This window comes from Pseudonocardia sp. (assembly GCF_025965585.1).
Classification (GTDB): Bacteria; Actinomycetota; Actinomycetes; order Mycobacteriales; family Pseudonocardiaceae; genus Pseudonocardia.
The window spans coordinates 1-19,345 of the sequence record NZ_JAOPWR010000461.1; the positions used below are offsets into that span (position 1 = coordinate 1).

The 19,345-nt window shown below is 70.2% G+C and carries 19 protein-coding genes and 1 pseudogene; 9 read left to right on the forward strand and 11 right to left on the reverse strand.

Annotated elements, in window-relative coordinates:
- A partial coding sequence (locus JWR81_RS28260; protein WP_297659475.1) for an LLM class flavin-dependent oxidoreductase occupies nt 1–413 on the reverse strand: 413 nt, incomplete at its 3' end.
- Between the two features lie 171 nt (nt 414–584).
- Between JWR81_RS28260 and hpaB the strand changes: the two genes are divergently transcribed.
- The 3 genes from hpaB to JWR81_RS28275 are packed head-to-tail and all read left to right on the forward strand — an operon-like array spanning nt 585 to nt 3,704.
- Entirely contained in the window at nt 585–2,051 is a 1,467-nt protein-coding gene (hpaB, locus tag JWR81_RS28265) for a 4-hydroxyphenylacetate 3-monooxygenase, oxygenase component (protein ID WP_297659477.1), read from the forward strand.
- Nucleotides 2,048–2,590 carry a flavin reductase family protein gene (locus JWR81_RS28270; RefSeq protein ID WP_297659479.1) on the forward strand — a complete coding sequence of 181 codons (543 nt, stop codon included), beginning with the start codon at nt 2,048–2,050 and terminating at the stop codon, nt 2,588–2,590. The genes hpaB and JWR81_RS28270 overlap by 4 nt, the downstream gene beginning before the upstream one ends.
- A 40-nt stretch (nt 2,591–2,630) precedes the next feature.
- Nucleotides 2,631–3,704: an LLM class flavin-dependent oxidoreductase gene (locus tag JWR81_RS28275; protein WP_297659481.1), complete on the forward strand. Its 1,074-nt coding sequence runs from the start codon at nt 2,631–2,633 to the stop codon at nt 3,702–3,704.
- Nucleotides 3,705–3,751: 47 nt separating this feature from the next.
- Here JWR81_RS28275 and JWR81_RS28280 read toward each other — a convergent pair whose 3' ends face one another.
- From JWR81_RS28280 to JWR81_RS28300, 5 genes are read right to left on the reverse strand one after another with little or no spacing between them, the layout of a single operon-like run.
- A complete protein-coding gene (locus JWR81_RS28280; protein ID WP_297659491.1) occupies nt 3,752–4,834 on the reverse strand; it encodes a 3,4-dihydroxy-2-butanone-4-phosphate synthase in 1,083 nt (360 codons plus the stop codon).
- 38 nt (nt 4,835–4,872) lie between these two features.
- Nucleotides 4,873–5,766 (reverse strand): hydroxymethylglutaryl-CoA lyase, encoded by an 894-nt coding sequence (locus JWR81_RS28285; RefSeq protein ID WP_297659492.1) that lies wholly within the window; start codon nt 5,764–5,766, stop codon nt 4,873–4,875.
- 33 nt (nt 5,767–5,799) lie between these two features.
- Nucleotides 5,800–6,975, reverse strand: coding sequence for an LLM class flavin-dependent oxidoreductase (locus JWR81_RS28290; RefSeq protein ID WP_297659494.1), 1,176 nt, complete (start codon nt 6,973–6,975; stop codon nt 5,800–5,802).
- A gap of 58 nt (nt 6,976–7,033) precedes the next feature.
- Complete coding sequence (locus tag JWR81_RS28295) at nt 7,034–7,540, reverse strand: flavin reductase family protein (RefSeq protein WP_297659497.1); 507 nt, start codon at nt 7,538–7,540, stop codon at nt 7,034–7,036.
- Nucleotides 7,540–8,349, reverse strand: a complete 810-nt coding sequence (locus JWR81_RS28300) for an SDR family NAD(P)-dependent oxidoreductase (RefSeq protein ID WP_297659500.1) — start codon at nt 8,347–8,349, stop codon at nt 7,540–7,542. The genes JWR81_RS28295 and JWR81_RS28300 overlap by 1 nt, the downstream gene beginning before the upstream one ends.
- Before the next feature lie 331 nt (nt 8,350–8,680).
- On the opposite strand from JWR81_RS28300, the gene JWR81_RS28305 reads away from it, so the two are divergent.
- From JWR81_RS28305 to rraA, 4 genes are all read left to right on the forward strand, one after another.
- Entirely contained in the window at nt 8,681–9,118 is a 438-nt protein-coding gene (locus JWR81_RS28305; protein WP_297659503.1) for a heme-binding protein, read from the forward strand.
- A gap of 114 nt (nt 9,119–9,232) precedes the next feature.
- Nucleotides 9,233–9,910, forward strand: a complete 678-nt coding sequence (locus JWR81_RS28310; protein ID WP_297659506.1) for a GntR family transcriptional regulator — start codon at nt 9,233–9,235, stop codon at nt 9,908–9,910.
- Complete coding sequence (locus tag JWR81_RS28315; protein WP_297659509.1) at nt 9,910–11,115, forward strand: CaiB/BaiF CoA-transferase family protein; 1,206 nt, start codon at nt 9,910–9,912, stop codon at nt 11,113–11,115. Before JWR81_RS28310 ends, JWR81_RS28315 begins: the two co-directional genes overlap by 1 nt.
- Nucleotides 11,116–11,144: 29 nt before the next feature.
- A complete protein-coding gene (gene rraA, locus JWR81_RS28320; protein WP_297659512.1) occupies nt 11,145–11,636 on the forward strand; it encodes a ribonuclease E activity regulator RraA in 492 nt (163 codons plus the stop codon).
- Between the two features lie 257 nt (nt 11,637–11,893).
- Here the strand turns inward: rraA and JWR81_RS28325 are convergent, their stop codons facing one another.
- The 4 genes from JWR81_RS28325 to JWR81_RS28340 form a co-directional block, all read right to left on the reverse strand.
- Nucleotides 11,894–14,245: a xanthine dehydrogenase family protein molybdopterin-binding subunit gene (locus tag JWR81_RS28325; RefSeq protein WP_297659515.1), complete on the reverse strand. Its 2,352-nt coding sequence runs from the start codon at nt 14,243–14,245 to the stop codon at nt 11,894–11,896.
- Complete coding sequence (locus JWR81_RS28330; RefSeq protein WP_297659518.1) at nt 14,245–15,240, reverse strand: xanthine dehydrogenase family protein subunit M; 996 nt, start codon at nt 15,238–15,240, stop codon at nt 14,245–14,247. The genes JWR81_RS28325 and JWR81_RS28330 overlap by 1 nt, the downstream gene beginning before the upstream one ends.
- Nucleotides 15,237–15,752: a (2Fe-2S)-binding protein gene (locus JWR81_RS28335; protein WP_297659521.1), complete on the reverse strand. Its 516-nt coding sequence runs from the start codon at nt 15,750–15,752 to the stop codon at nt 15,237–15,239. The genes JWR81_RS28330 and JWR81_RS28335 overlap by 4 nt, the downstream gene beginning before the upstream one ends.
- A gap of 441 nt (nt 15,753–16,193) precedes the next feature.
- Entirely contained in the window at nt 16,194–16,475 is a 282-nt protein-coding gene (locus JWR81_RS28340; protein WP_297659524.1) for a GlsB/YeaQ/YmgE family stress response membrane protein, read from the reverse strand.
- Nucleotides 16,476–17,090: 615 nt separating this feature from the next.
- On the opposite strand from JWR81_RS28340, the gene JWR81_RS28345 reads away from it, so the two are divergent.
- The gene (locus JWR81_RS28345) at nt 17,091–17,684 is read left to right on the forward strand and encodes a TetR/AcrR family transcriptional regulator (RefSeq protein WP_297659527.1); all 594 of its coding nucleotides are present in this window, start codon (nt 17,091–17,093) and stop codon (nt 17,682–17,684) included.
- A gap of 100 nt (nt 17,685–17,784) precedes the next feature.
- Nucleotides 17,785–18,195: pseudogene (locus tag JWR81_RS28350) on the forward strand (transcriptional regulator); the annotation flags it as partial.
- Between the two features lie 283 nt (nt 18,196–18,478).
- On the opposite strand, the gene JWR81_RS28355 reads toward JWR81_RS28350, so the two are convergent.
- A complete protein-coding gene (locus JWR81_RS28355; protein WP_297659530.1) occupies nt 18,479–18,838 on the reverse strand; it encodes a MarR family transcriptional regulator in 360 nt (119 codons plus the stop codon).
- Between the last annotated feature and the right edge of the window lie 507 nt (nt 18,839–19,345).

Consider the following 19,345-nt stretch of genomic DNA (forward strand, 5'->3'; position numbering starts at 1 on the left):
GCGCCGTTCTTCTGGCCGATGGTGGTGACGTGCCGGCTCTGGTAGCCGCGGGCGAAGCCGGCGAGCATCCGGCCGCCGCTGAAGTGGTCGAGCATGGCCAGGTCCTCGGCCACCAGGATCGGGTTGCGCGACGGCAGCACCGTCGCCATCTGGCCGATGCGGAGCCTCTTCGTCAGACCGGCGGCCCAGGCCCCCAGCATGATCGGGTTGTTCGACATCTCGAGACCCTCGAGATGGAAGTGGTGCTCGGAGAATGCCGCGAAGTCGAACCCGAGGTCGTCGATCTGGCGCAGGACGGCGGCGTTCTCGAAAAGCGCCCGCTGGTAGAAGTTCGGGTCCGCCCCGGCGTAGCCCTGCCGGAACTGCTCCTGGGTCGCCGCCGCACTGGGCAGGAGGAAGGATCCCAACCGCATTCTCGGACACCTTTCGACGTCTACGAGGCCGCCATTGACCTCCTAGAATGCTTGCATGCAACACGTGATCAGCGTCACTGTCAAGGACCCTCTTGCCCGCTGATGTGACTGCGGTTACGGTCTGGAAGCACGCTAGCATTCCAGTTGCTCCGGCCTCAGAAGGGACCTGCGATGCCCGTCCGTACCGGTGCGCAGTACGTCGAGAACCTGCAGAAGCACCCTCGTGAAGTGTGGCTGCGGGGCGAGCGCGTCGACGAGGTCACCACGCATCCCGCCCTGCGGCGGCCGATCGAGCAGATCGCCCGGCTCTACGACCTGCAGCACGATCCCGAGCTCGCCCCGGTGCTCACGGCGGAGGGTCCGGACGGGTCCCGGGTCGGCCGGGCGTTCCTCCCGTGCCGTACCCCCGAGGACCTGCGCGCACGGCGCGAGGCGTTCCGCGCCTGGGCCGAGCCCACCCTCGGTCTCATGGGCCGCTCGCCCGACTTCCTCAACACCACGCTGATGGCCTTCACCGAGTCGCCCGGTGTGTTCGCCAAGCTCGGGAAGCGCTACGCGGACAACATCGCGCGCTACTACGAGCACGTCCGCGACAACGACCTGTTCCTCACCCACGCCCTGATCACCCCGCAGACCGACCGCTCGAAGGGCGCCTCGGAGCAGCAGGACCAGTTCCTGCACATGGGCGTGGTGTCCGAGACCGACGAGGGCCTGGTCGTCCGCGGCGCCCGGATGCTCGCGACGCTCGCCCCGATGGCCGACGAGCTGATCATCTACAGCCTGCCCGGCCTGCGTCCCGGCGACGAGCGCCACGCCGCCTGCTTCGCCATCCCGATCGACACCCCCGGCCTGCGGCTGATCTCCCGCGCCCCCTTCGACGACGGCACCCGGCGCCCGTTCGACCACCCGCTGTCCTCGCACTTCGAGGAGGCGGACTGCCTCGTCGTGTTCGACGACGTGCTGGTGCCGTGGGACCGGGTGTTCCTGCACGGCGACGTGGAACTGGCCAACGCCCTCTACGCCGAGACGAACCTGCGCCAGCACACCGCGCACCAGACCGGCGTCCGCGGCCTGGTCAAACTGCAGTTCGTCACCGGGCTGGCGATGAAGCTCAGCCAGTCGGTGAAGATCGACGGCTTCCTGCACGTGCAGCAGAAGCTCGGCGAGTGCATCGCCGCCGTCGAGCAGGCGCACGCGCTGATCGTCGCGGCCGAGGCCGAGTACGAGACCACTGCCACCGGCACGATCCGGCCGCGGTTCAACGCGCTGCAGACGCTGCGCGTCCTGCTGTCCAACCAGTACCCCAAGCTGGTCGAGGTGCTGCAGACCCTCGGCGCGGGCGGCCTGCTGATGATGCCCTCGGCCGAGGACTTCGGCTCACCGATCGCCGACGACATCGCCCGGTACTACCGCGGCGCCGAGATGCCGGCCGTCGACCGGATCCGGCTCTACAAGCTGGCCTGGGACCTGTGCGGCGACGCGTTCGGCCAGCGCGCCGTGCAGTACGAGCGCTACTACGCGGGCGACCCGGTGCGCATCCTCGCCATGAACTACCTGGCCTACGACAAGTCCGAGTGCTTCCGTCTCGTCGACCGTGCGCTGGCCCTCGCCGGTGATCCCGACACCCCGGCGCCGTGACCGTGGCACCGCGGGCGGTGGAGCCAGGGCTCTTCCGCCACGCGCTCGGCCAGTTCGCCACCGGCGTCACGGTGATCACGACGACCACCGCCGACGGCCCGGTCGGCGCCACGGTGAGCGCGTTCTGCTCGCTGTCGCTCGACCCGCCGCTGGTGCTCGCCTGCCTCGGCCGCGACCGGTCGATGCATCGCGCGCTCAGGTCGGCGCCCGGGTTCGGCGTCAGCATCCTCGCCTCGGACCAGGGGCCGATCGCGCGCGACTTCGCACGACCCGCGGACCGGTTCGCGGGCGTCGGACACTCCCCCGGTCGCTACGGCGCGCACCTCGGCGGTGCGCTCGCCCATCTCGACTGCGCGGTGCACGAGATCCGCGACGGCGGCGACCACGTGATCGTCCTCGGCCTCGTCGAGGCGCTACAGGTGCACGCGGGCGAGCCACTGCTCTACGCCCAGGGGGCGTTCCTCGACCTCCCCGGGCCGGACTGGGAGCGCGCCGCCGCCTCCGCCCCACAGGAATGGCTGCTCTCCGCCCCGTGGTGAGCCGCTCGCACGCCTCTCTCTATCTGCAAAGGAGCAGTTGATGGAGTTCTTCATCGGCACATGCGCCAAGATCGACCAGGTCGGCATCGTCAAGCAGGCCGAGGACACCGGGGTCACGCACTTCGGCGTCGGCGAGGGGCCGCTGCTGTTCAGCGACCCCTACCAGTACCTGGCGCTCGCCGCCCGGGAGACGTCCACGATCAACCTCGGCACATGGGTCACCAACCCGCTGACCCGCATCCCCGCCGTGACGGCCAACTCGCACGCCACGCTGAACGCCCTCGCCCCCGGCCGCACCTTCCTCGGCATCGGCACGGCGAACAACGCGCTGCGCTCGATGGGCCACAGCCCGGCGAGCGTCGCCCAGCTCGACGACGCGCTCCGGGTCACCACCGGCCTGCTCGCGGGCCGGCGGGTCACCGAGAAGTGGCGTGGCAGGGAGCGCGAGCTGGAGTTCCTCGACAAGGACGGCAGCTGGTACAACCTCGACGACCCGGTCCCGGTGTGGATGGCGGCCGGTGGCCCGCGCGGCATCAAGGTGGCCGCCCGCTACGCGGACTACGTGGCCTACTGCCTCGGGCCGAACCCCGAGATGATCAAACTGGTGCGCCGGGAGCTGGACAAGGCGGTCGCCGACGCCGGCCGGCCGCCCGGTTCGGTCAAGCTCGTCGCGGTGAGCTGGTTCTACCAGCTGCGCAACGGCGAGACCTGGGAGGACGGCGTCGACCACGGCTTCGCCTCCGGCCCGATCAGCTCGTGCCTGACCAACATCGGGTTCATGCGCGCGCACGCCGCCGAGCTCGACCCCTCGATCGTCGAGGCCAGCGCGACGGCGGCCACCGCCTACCTGGGCGACCCGAACGCCGCCGAGCAACCGCACTACCTCGACACCTGGTCGAAGTACCAGAAGGGGCTCGACGACTCGCACCTGCCGCTGATCACCAAACAGCTGTGCGACTACTGGTGCCTCTACGGCTCCCCCGGCGAGATCTGGGAGAAGGCCCAGGGCATGCTCGAGGCGGGCGTGGACATGCTGAGCGTGTTCCTGTCGAACCCGTTCACCGCGGAGCGGGACATCGCGGACATCGGAACGTCGATCCTCGCCCGCGCTTAGCGCGAAAGGGCCGCTGGTGTCCTCGGGGCACCGGCGGCCCGCAGGCGTCATGCCGTGGCAACGGATTCCCGTGGCATCGATGCGGCGGGAAGACGCACCACGTCGTCCGGAGCGTCTCGACCCACCGACCCCACGCCGAGGTCGGCGAGGATGTGACGGACGACGTCCGAGACCGGTGCCGTCCGATGGACCGCGGCGCCGTTCGGGCAGGTGAGCATGCCGCCTCCCCGATGTGCCGGCGCCCGCAGGTAGACCACTACGCCACGGCCCTCGGCCGCCGCCGCGGCGAGCGCGGCGTCGAGGCGGACGCTGCAGCCGCAGACCAGCGAGCCCAGTGCATCACCGATCAGGCACTCCCGGTGCACGGCGACCAGCACGCCCTCGCACGCAGCGTCCACGTCCCCGTGGACGAGGGCGAGGTGCTCGCCCTCGTCCACGGTCGAGTCGTACCCCACCGCGAGGAACGTGCCGTACCGGGTCGGGATCCTCGCCTCGGCGCGCCGGGTCACGGACAGCTCCTGCTGCCGGCGGTGCGCCACCACCTCCTCGAGGGTGATCACCCGCAGGTCGTGCTCAGCGGCGAAGGACATCAGCTCGGCTGGGCCGGCCAGCTCGGCGGGATCGGACACCGAGACGATCTCGCACAGCACCGCGGCCGGGCCCCGTCCGGCGAGCCGGGCCAGATCCGACGCCGCCTCGTCCAGCCCGGCGCGGCCCAGCACGCCGTCGCGTCCGACCCGCACCGGCGCGACGTGACCGGGACGGGTGAACGTCGCGGCGGTGGCGTCCGGGTCCGCCAGCAGGCGCAGTGTCGCGGCCCGGTCGGAGGCCGAGATTCCCGTCGAAACGCCGACGACGGCGTCCACCGTGACGGTGGCCCCGCTCCGCCTCCCGGCACCACCGCGGAACATCGGCGGCAGACCGAGACGGTCGCAGTCGTCCTCGGCCAAGGCCACCCGGACGAAGCCGCTCGTGTGCCGGACCGTGAACGCCACCAGCCGCTGCGTCGCGTGCGCGGCCGCGAAGACCAGGCAGGCGCCCTCCGTGGGGCCGGAGCCGCGGAGTAGGACGGCGCGACCTGCGGCGAGGTCGGCGATCGCCTCCGCGACACCGCTCTTACCTACTAGCATGCCAGTATCGGACACCCGTGCTCCCCCGGTGTCAAGGATCACGTTCCGGGTTCCCGGCCGGGAAACGGACCCACCCGGTAGAGCTGGCCGGTGAGCTGCCGGCCGAGCACCGTCTCCAGCCACTCGGCGACCCGGATGACCTCGTCGATGTCGACGCCGGTGTCCACACCCTCCTTGTCGAGCAGGTAGAGCAGGTCCTCCGTGGCGATGTTGCCGGTGGCCCGCGGCGCGAACGGGCAGCCGCCGATGCCGCCGACGGACGCGTCGAGGACCGTGACCCCGGCCTCGATCGCGGCGTACGCGTTGGCGTACCCGGTGTTGCGGGTGTTGTGCAGGTGCAGGCCCAGCGGTCTCCCCAGCGACTGCGCGCCGGTGAGCAGGGCCCGGACCTGGCGTGGCACGCCGACGCCGATGGTGTCGGCGAAGACGATCTCGTCGGCGTCGGTCAGCTGCTCGGCGAGGCCCAGCACGAGCCCGGGGTCCACCTCCCCCTCGAACGGGCACCCGAAGGAGGCCGCCAGGGTGACGGTGGCCCGGCGGCCGTCCTCGTGCGCGGCGGCGACGATGCCGCGGGCCTGCGCCAGCGACTCAGCCACCGAGCGGCCCTGATTGCGCCGGTTGAAGGTCTCCGTCACGCAGAACGCGACGTGGACCTCCTCGCACGCGGTCGTGCGCAGCCGCTCGTAGCCCCGGTCGTTGAGCACCAGTGCCGCCCGGGTCAGGCCCTCCCCAGCTTCGACCGCGGCCAGCACCTCCTCGGCGCCCGCCATCTGCGGCACGCGCGCGGGGTTGACGAAGCTCGCCGCCTCGACCCGGGGCACCCCCGTGCGGGCCATCCGGTTCGCGAGCTCGGCGCGGACGGCGGGAGCGAGCACGTCCGGCTCGTTCTGCAACCCGTCCCGAGGGCCCACTTCACAGATCGTCACAGCCACAGGGGGCCTCCTTCGTCGATGGGTCAGCGGGCCTCAGTGGCGCAGGCCGGCCTGCTTCAGCAGCGGCATGACGTTGTCGCCGAAGTAGTCCATCTCCTCGTGGTAGTCCAGCATCCCCATGATCATCCCATCCATGCCACCGGTGTCGTGGATGCGCTGCATCTCCTCGACGACCTGCTCCGGGGTGCCGACGATCGGGTAGCCGCCCCAGCCCGCGATGAAGCGCTCCTGGTAGGACTCGATCTGCGAGGCGAAGGACTCGCTCTGCATCCCGAGCACCTTCATGACGTTGTTGGCGCCCTCGCGGTCGCCCATGTCGACGATGTGCTGGAAGTCGCGCTTGGCCTCCTCCTCGGTGTCGCGGCAGACGATCAGGCCGTAGGTCATGGTCTGGATCTCGCGCTGGTGGTCGTCGCGCGCCTTGGCCTTGAGCTGGGAGGTGTAGCCGTTCATCGTCTCGACGGTGTCCATCGCGGCGAAGTTGACGTCGACGTTGCGGGCGGAGAAGTCGATGCCCGACTTGGAGTTGCCGGCGTTGATCAGCGCGGGGCGCGGGGCCTGGTAGGGCTTCGGGTAGGACTCCACGTCGAGGCTGTTGAAGTCCTCGGTGACGAAGTCGAAGGAGCCCTCCTCCGTCCAGAGCTTGGTCACGAAGTCGATCCACTGCTGGCCGTAGACGTAGCGCTGGTCGTGCTCGCGCTGCTCGGCGCCGAACATCTCCATCTCGGGGGTGAACCAGCCCATGACGAGGTTGAGCCCGAAGCGGCCCTTGGAGACGTGGTCGGCCGTGGCCGCCATCTTGGCCGCGACGATCGGGTGCATCGTGGGCAGGTGCGAGGTGGCGAAGATGCCGATGTTCTCGGTCAGGGCGGCCAGGCCGGTCGCCCACGTGTAGGTCTCGAAGCAGGTGCCGTTGAAGTTGGTGGTGCTGCCGAAGCCGCGCCAGCGGGCCACGGGCACGAGGGCCTCGAAGCCGAGCCGGTCCGCCTTCTGCGCGATCTTGAGCGTGTGCTCCCAGGTCGCCTCGTAGGTGGTCTCGGCGTGGCTGATGGTCAGCCCGAAGGAGCAGTTGGTGCCGAACAGCCCGAGCTTGAGCGGCTGGTCGTTGAAGATGGGGTGCGTGGTGCGGCCGTCGACCAGCGGTGTGCGCTGGCTCTCCGGGCGCGGGGTGGCGGGAACGAGGCCCAGTCGTTCGGCTGCGCTGCTCACGGGTGCTCCTCGGTTGCGGGTCAGGGTAGGGAACGGGAGGGGTGGTGCAGGTGGGTGCTCAGGTCGTCTCCTCCACCTGGGAGGGACCGGCCAGGCCGTAGGCGCCGCGGTGGAACAGCAACGGGGAGCGTGCGGTGTCGGCGCCGAGGTCGATCACCGAGGCGGCGACCAGGGTGTGGTCGCCCGCCTCGTGCTCGGCCCACAGCTCGCAGTCGATCCAGGCCACCACCCCGGCGAGGACCGGTGCGCCCAGGAGGCTCGGACGCCAGTCGATCCCGGCGAACTTGTCGGTCCCGGAACGGGCGAAGGCGTTCGACACCGCCTCCTGGTCGTCGGCGAGCACGTTCACGCAGAACCGGCGCGCCGCGCGCACCCGCGGCCAGCTGCTCGACGTCCGCGCCGGGGCGAAGCTCACCATCGGCGGATCGAGGGACAAGGACGCGAAGGACTGGCAGGTGAAGCCGACCGGCCCCTCGATGCCCATTGCGGTGATCACCGTGACGCCCGAGCAGAAATGGCCGAGCACGTCGCGCATCGACGCGGCGTCGACCGACGGGGTGGCCATCAGCGGGTGGAGTAGCCGCCGTCGACGTTGATGACGGCACCGGTCATGAACCCGGCGTCGTCGCTCGCGAGCCACAGCGCCAGGGAGACGACCTCCTCCGGGCGACCGAGGCGGCCGGTGAGGTGCTCGTGGTTCCAGGTCTCGAAGATCTGGTCACGGTTGTCCATGTCCTTGGTGAAGTTGCGCGGCATCGGGGTGTCGACGACGCCGGGGCAGATCGCGTTGACGCGGATGTCGGGCGCGAACTCGACCGCCGCGACACGCGAGAAGTGTGCCGCCGCGGCCTTGGCCGCGCCGTAGGCGCCCATGTTCTCGAACGCGACGATCCCGCCGATGGACGAGACGTTGATGATCGAGCCCTTGCGGCCGGCCATGAGCGGCACGAAGGCCTTCGTAGCGAGGAAGATGCTCTTGGAGTTGATCCGCTCGACGTGGGCCCACTCGTCCTCGGTGGTCTCGAGGATCGGCTTGCCCATGATGATGCCGGCATTGTTGTAGAGCACGTCCACGCCGTCGAACTCGGCCTTCGCGGTGGCCGCCAGCTCACCGACGCTCGCCGCCGACGTCACGTCGACCTCCGCGAAGCGGAAGTCGAGACCATCGCCCTTCAGCGTGGTCTCCAGCTCCTTGCCGGCCGCACCGTTGAGGTCGGCGCCGAGCACCCGCGCACCCTCACCGCAGAACATGCGGCAGGCCGCCTGTCCCATGCCTCCCGCCGAGCCCGTGATCACCACGTTCTTCCCGTCCAGCTTGCCCATCGTCGCCTCGAATCCTCGATGTCCGGTGTTCTCGTCAGCTGCGTCCGCCACCCCGAAGACGGCCTGTTTGCATGCAACATCGCTGAGGGCCTTGTGTCAACCGCCATGTTCCGAACCATGCTTCATGCCGCTGTGTGCGCAATCCACCGAAGATGAGCGAGCCGCAAGCACGGGCACAGCCGCGTCCAGTAGCTGATAGGTGGCGTGATAGAAGCGGTCTCGCTCCGGTCGGTGGCAGTCTCCGGCCGCCGCGACAAGCCCCACGATGCATACATGCGGGCGATCCGATCGTGAGGGTTGACAGACCACGGAGTCCCGCGATTGCATACAACCAATCGCGAGCTCCGGCTCGCTCCCTGCGATACCGAGGAGACCCGTCCCCATGGCTGGTACCTACAACCGCCCCTCGATCACGCTCGAGCTGGCTCAGGAGATCGTGCGGAGCGCCGTGGCCAAGGCCGAGGCGGACGGCGGCGCGTTCGTCGTGTCCGTGGTCGACGAGTCGGGCGTCCAGAAGGCCTTCGCGCGGATGGACGGCGCCCCGCTGCTCTCCGTGCAGGTGGCGCACGACAAGGCCTACACCGCTGCCGGGTTCCTCATGCCGACCGATGGCTGGTTCGACTTCATCAAGGGTGACGAGCCGCTGCGCGTCGGCGCGCCGACCGGCATCGACCGCCTCGTGGTGTTCGGCGGTGGCTACCCGATCACCGTCGACGGCACGGTCATCGGAGGCATCGGCGTCAGCGGTGGCCACTACTCGCAGGACATGGAGGTGGCGCAGGCCGGCCTGCGCGCGCTCGACGGCCTCACCGGGGCCTGATCACCCGGGCCGCTGCGCGGCCGGCGGGGCCGGATGCTGGGATCCGGAGCAGTCGATCGGCGATCGCCGTCAGAGGGCCGACACCGACGGGACCACCACCGAACCGGGAGAGACATGGCAGCCGCCACCGAGCAGACCGTGACGCGGATCCGCCGATCCATCATGGAGGGCGAGCTCGCGCCCGGCAGCCGGCTGCAGGAGGTCGAGCTCGCGGCTCAGCTCGGCGTGAGCCGCACCCCGGTCCGCGAAGCACTGCGGACGCTCTCGTCGGAGGGCCTCGTCGAGATCCTGCCCAACCGGGGCGCGCGCGTCGCCCGTTGGTCGGTCGAGGACCTCGACGAGATCTACGAGCTGCGGATCATGCTCGAGGGCCGCGCCGCGGAGCGGGCCGCGGGCCGGATGCACGCTGCGGAGACCGACCGGCTCACCGAGCTGTGTGAGCAGATGGAGGCCTGCGCGCGGCGCGGCGGCACGCACGACCTGCTCGCACTCAGCGACCTCAACGCCCGCTTCCACCGCATCGTCATCGACGCGGCCGACAGCCCACGGCTGGCCACGATGCTCGGCTCGGTGGTGCAGGTCCCTCTCGTCATGCGCACCTTCTCGCGCTACACGCCCGATGCGCTCGCCCGCAGCATGGGCCACCACCGCGAGCTGACCGCGGCCATCCGGGCAGGCGTCCCGGAATGGGCCGGGTCGGTCATGCGGTCCCACATCATCGCCGCGCGCGCCGTCCTCGTGGAGGCCGACCCCGGCACCGACGGTGCGGCGGACCCCGAAGGAGGAACGTGATGACCACCGAACATCCGCCGGGTGCACTGGCCGGCATCCGCGTGGTCGAGATGGGCCAGCTCATCGCCGGACCGTTCTGCGGCCAGCTCCTCGGCGACCTGGGGGCCGACGTCGTCAAGGTCGAGTCGCCCGGCGCCGGTGACCCCATGCGCCAGTGGGGGCAGACCACGGCCGACGGCGACTCGCTCACCTGGCCGGTGATCGCCCGCAACAAGCGCTCGATCACCCTCGACCTGCGCGTCGAGGCCGGTCAGGAGGTGGCCCGGAGGCTCCTGGACCAGTCCGACATCCTCGTCGAGAACTTCCGGCCGGGCACGCTCGAACGCTGGAACCTCTCCCCCGAACGGCTGTGGGAGACCAACCCCGGCCTGATCATCGTGCGCGTCACCGGGTACGGGCAGACCGGTCCCTACGCCCCGCGCGCAGGCTACGGATCGATCGGCGAGGCGATGGGAGGGCTGCGCTACCTCACCGGCGAGGCCGACCGGCCGCCGTCGCGCGCAGGTATCAGCATCGGTGACTCCCTCGCCGGCACCTACGCCACGATCGGCGCCCTCGCCGCGCTCAACGCGCGCGCCACCACGGGCCGCGGCCAGATCGTCGACTCGGCGATCTACGAGGCGGTGCTCGCCATGATGGAGGCATCGGTGACCGAGTGGGACGCCATCGGGCACCAGCGCGAGCGCACCGGATCGATCCTGCCCAAGATCGCGCCCAGCAACGTCTACCCCACCGCCGACGACAGCAGCATCCTCATCGGTGCGAACCAGGACACCGTCTTCCGGCGGCTGGCCTCGGTGATGGGGCGGCCTGAGCTCGGCACCGACCCGCGCTACGCCACCCACCATGCCCGTGGCGAACACCAGCAGGAGCTCGACGAGCTCATCGCAGGCTGGTCGGCCGGGTACGGCACCGATGAGCTCCTGGAGCTGCTACACGCCGGCGGCGTACCCGCGGGCCGCGTCTACCGCGCCGCGGACATGTTCGCCGACGAACACTTCGCCGCCCGCAACGCGATCGTGCGTACCCGCAACGACCGGGGTCAGGAGTTCGCCATGCAGAACGTCGCGCCTCGCCTGTCGGCCACTCCCGGTGGCGTCCGCTGGGCCGGGCCCCGGCTCGGTGAGCACACCGACGACGTGCTCACCGACCTCGGGTACGACGCCGCCGGGATCGAGAAGCTGCACAGCGACGCCGTCATCTAGGACAACCGGATCTCTCGAGGAGAAACCACGTGAACACCGCGGACCGGATGGACGAACTCGGCGACGGCGGGGACAGCTGCGAGCTGCAGCTCCGGCAGTACGGGCGACGCACCGAGTTCGACGGGCCGATCCGCACCCTCCGGTGTCACGAGGACATCGGGCTCCTCCGGGAGCTGCTGGCCCAGCCGGGCGACGGCGCCGTGCTCGTCGTCGACGGCCGCTCATCACTGCGCTGCGCGATCCTCGGCGACAGGCTCGCCGGCAGCGCGGTCCGGAACGGGTGGTCCGGTCTCGTCATCGCCGGGGGCGTGCGCGACACCCGTGCTCTGGCCGACATCGACCTCGGGATCAAGGCGGTCGGGTCGAACCCGCGCAGAGGGACGGCCGACGGCACGGGAGAGATCGACGTCCCCGTCTCCTTCGGAGGTACGACGTTCGTGCCGGGACAGCACGTGTGGTGCGACGACGACGGTGTCGTCGTGACCCGTCCCTCCGGCGTCCGGGCGAGGGGCGCGTCGTGAGCGGTCATGCCGATCGGCACGATGGCTCGTCCTGACCGGCGTCGTCTCGGACAGCGACAACCTCTGCGTCGACAACCTCGGCGTCGACGTCGTCCAACGCACTCAGGCTCGGCCCACTACACGGGCTTCGACCGCACGCCGATCGCCGGGGCCGGCAGCACCCGGGCAAGCGAGTGGGAGTGGGCCATCACCCGGGCGGACATGATGGAGGCCTTCTGTGATGGTGGGCGATACTGGGATCGGTCCTAGCGGGTCGGCTACGTCATCAGTTTCTCCATCGTGATCGGCAGGTCCCGGACCCGTTTGCCCGTGGCGTGGAAGACGGCGTTGGCAACCGCCGCGGCTACACCGACGACGCCGATCTCGCCGACCGACTTGCCGCCGAGAGCGCTCGCGTGGGGGTCCGGTTCGCCGACGGAGATGACCTCGATGTCCGGGATGTCGGCGTTCACCGGAATCATGTATTCGGCGAAGTTGTTGTTGACGATCCGCGCGAACCGGCGGTCGACGTCGAGGGATTCGAGCAGGGCCTCGCCCACCCCCATCACCATGCCGCCCTTCCACTGGCTCTCGGCGAGGGTGGGGTTGTAGAGCCGGCCGCTGTCGAAGGCACCGACCATGCGGCTGATCCGAACGGTGCCGTAGTCCTCGTCCACCCGGACCTCGACGAACTGGGCACACCAGTCGTAGACCGAGTAGTCGCTGGTCGGGGGCTTCATCAGCTTGAACGTGTGCAGGGCCTGGTCGCGTGCATCCTCCGGCGAGCCCTCCGGCAACGTGTCCCCCGTGACCTCGATGCTCCTGGTCCCGACGCGGCGCAGCAGGTCCCCGATGGGAACGCTCGGCCCCGAACCGCCCGAGTCCCTCATCACGCCGTCCCGGATCACCAGTGCATCCGCGGCGACCGTACGCAGTGGTGAGGCCTCGTGATCGAGGGCCAGCGCGATCAGCTCGTCCCGCGCGGCCAGCGCCGTCCGCTGCACAGCGCCCGTGAGGCTGTTGGCGATCTGCGACACCCCCGCCACGGGCGCGCCCGGGAAGCTCGTGTCGCCGAGCTGCACGGAGACCCGGTCGACCGGCACGCCGATCGCGTCGGCGACGGTCTGCGCCACGATCGTGTAGGTGCCGTTCCCGATCTCGGGGCCACTGCTCGTGACCTGGACGGACCCGTCGTCGAGGATCGTCACACCCGCCTCGGCGGGCGTCCTCACCACCGGGAACGCGCCGCCCGCCATACCCCAGCCGATCAGCTGCCTGCCGTCGCGCATGGAGCGCGGCTCCCAGGTGCGCCGCTCCCAGCCGAAGGCCCGGGCCCCGGTTTCGTACGCCTGCCGCAGCCGGCGCGTCGACCACGGTGTGCCGGTCTGTGGATCCTGCTCGGCATAGTTGCGCAGCCGCAGCTCGATCGGGTCGATACGGGCCTCGTAGGCGAGCTCGTCCATCGCGCTCTCCAGCGCGAAGGCGCCGATCGCCTCACCCGGTGCCCGCTTCCAGCTCGGGGTGAAGGAGTTGACCTTGACGACGCCCTGGGTCGCGCTCAGGTTGGGCACCGCGTACATCACCTTGGCGGTACCGGAACCGGTCTCGACGTACTCGTCGTCGAAGGACGTCTCGTTGACGTTGTCGTGCAGGATCGCCTGCAGCCTGCCCTCGGCGTCCGCGCCGAGCGTCAGCTTCTGCTCGATCGCCGGGCGCGGGCCGTAGCCGTTGAAGGTCTGCGGACGGGTCAGCGCGAGCTTCACCGGCCGACCGACGATGCTCGCCGCCATCGCCGCGAGCGACGAGTCGGGGTGCGCGGTGACCTTGGCGCCGAACCCGCCACCGACGAAAGGCGCGACCACCCGCACCTTGTAGATCGGCATGCCGAACCAGTCGGCCAGCGCCCGGTGCGCGCCCTCCACCCACTGGCTGGGCATCCAGACGGTCAAGCTCCCGTCCTCGCTCCACTCCGCGATCGTCCCGAGCGGCTCGAGCGGGCTCGAGGTCTCGCGCGGGGTCGTGTACGTCTGCTCGACACGCAACGCGCACGACTCGAGCGCCTTGCGGGCGTCGCCCCGCTCGCTCGCGGGGGGCAGGGTCGTGGTGCTCTGGACGCAGTCCTGGCCGTGCGCGTTCTTCCGGCCGTTGCGCTCTGCCGGCGGACCGACGACGGTCGCGCATCCCGGGTCGCCGATGTCGGCGACCGCCTGGGCAGTCTCGTACTCGACGCGGACGTGGCGGGCGGCCTCGGTCGCCTGCTCGAGCGTCTCGGCGACGACCACCCCGATGGGTTGCCCGCTGTAGCGGACGCGGTCGTCCTGCAACGGCCGGAAGCTCTCCATCACGCTGCCCTCGGGCACCAGCGGGCAGCTGTGCAGCGTCGGGGCGCCGACGTGGGTGAGGATCCGCACCACCCCCGGCATCGCCTCCGCCTTCTCCGTGTCGAACCGCAGCACCCGGCCGGAGGCGATGGTGCTCTCGACGACAACGGCGTGGGCGACCCCCGTCGGATCGTGCTCGATGGCGTAGTCGGCGCGGCCGGTGACCTTGGTGACGCCGTCGGCGCGCGGGAGGCGGCGACCGACGAAGGGGCCCTCGCTCTGCGGCGCATCGGAACGGGTGGCGGTCATCAGACGATCCCTCCGACGGTCAGGAGTGCGCGCGCGGCGACCCGCGGAGCCAGTGCGATCTTGAAGCTGTTCATGCCGTGGTCGACGGCACCCTCGGTGACCTGGGCACATGCGGCCCGCACGGTGGCCTCATCCAGGGTGCGTCCGATGAGAGCGGCTTCGACGGCACGGGCCCGCCACGGTGTGGTCGCAATACCGCCGAGGGCGATCCGCACATCCCGGACGGTGGTGCCGTCGTCCTCCATCTCCAGTCCGACGGCCGCGCTCGCGGCCGCGAACTCGTAGGATTCCCGGTCGCGCACCTTGAGGTAGTGCGAGCGGCGCAGCGCCGCCGAGACGGGCACCTCGACCGCGAGGATCAGGTCGGCGGGCCCGATCGGGTGCTCGATGTGGGGTGTGTCCCCCGGGAGCAGGAAGAAGTCGTCGGCGGTGAAGGCGCGGCGCCCACCGTTCTGCACGACCACGGTGGCGTCGAACGCCACCAGCGCTACCGCGAAGTCCCCGGGATACGTGGCGATGCAGCTCGGGCTGGTGCCGAGCACCGCGTGGCCGCGGTTGATGCCCTCCAGGGCGGAGCAGCCCGAGCCGGGGTCGCGCTTGTTGCAGGCGGGGAAGGAGGCCGGCTCGCGGAAGTAGCTGCAGCGGGTGCGCTGCATGAGGTTGCCGCCGATGGTCGCCATGTTGCGTAGCTGTTCGGAGGCGCCGCGCCACAGCGACTCGGACAGCACGGGGAACTCCCGGCCGATCCGCGGGTCGTTCGCGACGTCGCTCATCCGGGCCAGCGAGCCGAGGCGCACGCCGTCCGGGCCCACCTCGATCCCGTCGAGCCCCGGCAGGCGCGTGATGTCGACGAGCGTGGACGGCGTCTCGACCCCGCACTTCATGAGGTCGACCATCGTGGTGCCGCCGGCGAGGAAGCGGGCGTCGGGCTGTCCGCCGACGGACTCCTGCGCGTCCGGGACGGTCGCGGCGCGGACATAGCCGAAGTTCCTCACGACGTCGTCCCCTGGCCCGTCCCGGCCGCGACGTCCCGCACCGCGGCTCTGATGTTCGAATACGCTCCGCAACGGCACAGGTTGCCCGACATGTACTCGCGCACGTCCGCGTCGGTGGTGGCGTGCCCCTCGGCGATGCAGGCGACCGCCGACATGATCTGGCCAGGCGTGCAGTAACCGCACTGGAACGCGTCGTGCCGGACGAACGCGTCCTGCACGGGGTGCATCTCGCCGTCGGCTGCCAGCCCCTCGATCGTGGTCACCTCCTGTCCCTCGACCTGGGCGGCCAGCGTCAGGCAGGCCAGTACGCGGCGGCCGTCGACGTGCACGGTGCAGGCGCCGCACTGGCCCTGATCGCAGCCCTTCTTCGCTCCGTAGAGATGCCCGTACTCGCGCAGGGCGTCGAGGAGCGTGACCCGGGGCTCGATCTCCAGGGGAAGCTCGTCACCGTTGACGGTGAGACGGACCGTAGTGGTCCGGACATCGGTGGTCACGTTCGCTGGTGTCGCCATGATCCACTCCATGCAGATGTCGGTTGCGGTCGAGGGGGACGCGACGCCCAGCCGTGATCACGTCGGCCGGTACCGTGGCGATCCTGCGGTAGACCGGGCCCACCTCCTGCCGCCCCTCCATCGGAGTGTGTCCGGTCGCCTCCCGGACTCAGCCTGGCAAGCGCAGAACGGGTCAGCCTCCGCCCGGCAGGCCAAGAGTTGGCGGCATACACAGCCCCCGAGGCCGAAGTGGCGCCGTCCGTGGTGAACTCACCGATGCCGTCCAGCAGCCCGACGAACATGCCGGGGACCGGCTGCCTGTATCGGGCACCACTCGCCCGGCGAGTACGGTCCCCTTGGTCAGGTCGGACCATTCACGGAACCGCTCCGCGTTCGAGCCGGGCGGGATGACTGCCGCCGGTGAGGTTGGTACACCCGCGGTGAGGTTGGTACACCCGCTGGTCAGCGGGTCACGCCGCCACGCCGACCGTACGCGCCGGCCACGATGGCCACCCCTATCGCAGCGACGACGACCTGAATGATGATCTCGATCCAGGGGATGCCGCCGTTGGCATTGGAGTATCCGAACGCACCAGCGATGAAGCCGCCGATGAACGCGGCGATGATGCCGATGACGATGGTCAGCCAGATCGGGATGGACTGCTTTCCCGGCACGACCAGGCGACCCAGCGCCCCGATGATCAGGCCGACAACAATGGCAGAGATGACACCCGTGATGGTCATGTCGCACTCCTAGGAACTCGGGTCTCTCTCCATACCCGTTCCCGAGGCGGGTATGCGCTCCGGGCCTCACGAGAGCATAGTGATAATCCATCGTCCGTCGCGCGGCCATCCGGGACGATTGGCGCTGGCGGTCCGAGTGGCTCGCCGACGCGGCGGTCAGGCCCGTGGTCGCACAGCCTCATGGCCATCACGGCAACCACGATCCGGCGCATCGACCATCAGCTACTTGAGCTCGATGAACAGCGCGTGCGACGGACCGTCGCCGATGTTCTCCCCGACGTGGGTCCGCGCGTCCACCCAACCGGCCTCGTGCCGGACCTTCTCGACCTCGACGGTGCGCCCACCACAGTGAGCCGCCGACGGAACGTGGCCAGCGGAATCATCACCATGTCCGGGTGCGAGTGCTCGCAGGTCCGATCACCCGGCGCGTCGCGGTACTCCAGCACCCGGACGCGCTCGTTCTCGAACACCACCGAGTACAGCCCCGGATCGGTGACCACCGGATCCGTGCTCACGGAACCCGCACCAACCGGATTGAACCCTGCGCCAACGCTCATGATCACTCCTTCATGGGACATCTGTACCACGAAGGACAGTACGGTACCATGAAGAGTCATGGCAATCCCGTACGAACAGAGCGGCCGCCGCAACCAGAAGAGCCGCACCCGCGAGGCACTGGTCACCGCCGCCCGCGAACTGCTCGCCGGCGGGATCACCCCGACCGTCGAGGAAGCCGCGCGCGCGGCGTCGATCTCCCGCACCACCGCCTACCGCTACTTCCCCAACCAACGCGCCCTCGTCGGCGCCGCCCACCCGGAGATCGACCGCACCTCGCTGCTGCCCGCAGACCCGCCGACCGACCCCCACCACCGCCTCGACCTGGTACTGGACGCCACGGGCCGGATCGTCCTGGAGTGGGAGGCGCAGCTGCGCGCCTCGTTGCGGCTGTCGCTGCAACCCGGAACCGACCCCACCGGCCCGGTGCTGCGCCGCGGACGGGTCATCGGCTGGATCGCCGACGCACTCACCCCCCTCGCCACGACCCACCCCGACCTCGACCTGCATCGCACCGCCATCGCTATCCGCTCGGCGACGGGGATCGAAGCGTTCATCTGGCTCGTCGACGTCGCCGGACTCCCCCGCGACGACGCCCTCAACCTCATGCACGACAACGGCCGGGCGATCCTGCGCTCCGCCCTCGACCGCTAGACGCACGAGACCGTTTCAGTACTCACTCCCAGGGCCGAAGGGTGCGGCGCGATCGCCTTGCGGGAGAAGCCGCTCGGACGATCGTGAATCGAAGGAGCATCTTCGCCGACAGGTCTTCCTCGACCCACGGGCACGGAACTTCTACCCGGACTGGGAGCGCGCGGCCCATGACACCGTGGCGCTGCTGCGCGCCGAGGCCGGCCGCGATCCGCACGACCGGCTGTCTCACCTCGTCGGGGAGCTGTCCACCCGCAGTGAGACCTTCCGGACCCGGTGGGCCGCGCACAACGTGCGCGCGCACCGCTCCGGCGTCAAGCACTTCCACCACCCGGCCGTCGGCGACCTCGACCTCACCTTCGAGGCGATGGAGCTCTCGGCCGACCCCGGGCTGTCACTGCTGGCCTACAGCGCCGAACCGGGCTCGGCCTCCCAGGACGGGCTGCTCGCCGGCTTGGCGGCCACCCCGGACCTCGAGCAGCCCGCCGACACCCGCACCCCCCACCGAACCTGAAGTACCCGAAAGAAAGAGAAGACAGTTGGACATCACTCCCCCGCAGCCCGCCACCAAGGCCCCCGCCGAGACGTTCACCGGCGACGCGTGGCTCACCGTCATCGCCAGGGGTGAGAGGCCCTCCCGCCTGCGCGTCAACACCGCCCACTTCGCACCCGGCGCCCGCAACGCCTGGCACTCCCACGCCGTCGGACAGACCGTCCATGTCACCGAGGGCCACGGGCTGATCCAGTCCCGCGGCGGCGACGCCGTCGAGATCCCACCTCGATCACGGGCAGGTAGTTCAGTCGCCACGTGCTGCGCGGGCCCCGTTCACGTCGAGCTCCAGGTTGGCGATGCAGACGAGCATCAGCTCGAGGAGCTCGCTCTCCTGGCTGTCGGTGAGCCCTGCTGTCATCTGCTCCTCGACAGCGGCCACAGCGCTGTGACCACGCTGGGCGGCGTCCCTTCCGGCAGGGGTCAGCCGGGTCTGTTGCACCCGCCCGTGGAGCGGGTGCGCCGCACGGCTGATGAGGCCGGCGTCCTGCAGGCCGACGAGCAGGCCGTTCATCGTCTGGCGGGTGACGAAACACCGACGGGACAGCTCGGAGTTGCTCAGCCCCGGCCGTTCAGCCAGAACGGCCAGAACCGCGTACTGCGGCATCGTCAACCCCAACGGACGCAGCGCTCGATCTCCGGCGCTGCGCACTACCTGCTGGAACCGCTTCGCTGCGTACGCGACCCTGCCATCAAGATCCGACCGTCCTCCTTGCGACATGTCAGCATACTGACATAATGTTAGCTCCCTGACAACGATGGCCCTCGCCGGCATCGCCCATGAACTGCTCGACGGCCCGGACGACAGCCTCGGACAGGCCCGAGCCCGTACGGACCTCGGCGCCCGGCTCCGTCGGAACGGACGCCCGACCGATGCGCGGCCTACTGCGCCAGGCGCAGGTCGCGGTCGGCATGTGTGGTCGCGTGCCCGTTCGATTCGGCAGCAGGCGGCGGTCGGGACGGTCCTGGCGTCGGGTCACTCAGTGACGATCGAGCTCGGATCCTCTGAACTTTTACGCCGCGGCAGGCGTCTGGCTGGCTAGCGTTGACGCGGAGGAACGACGAACAGGAGGACCGGACATGGGACCTGATTTCGGCGGACACCATCACCCAG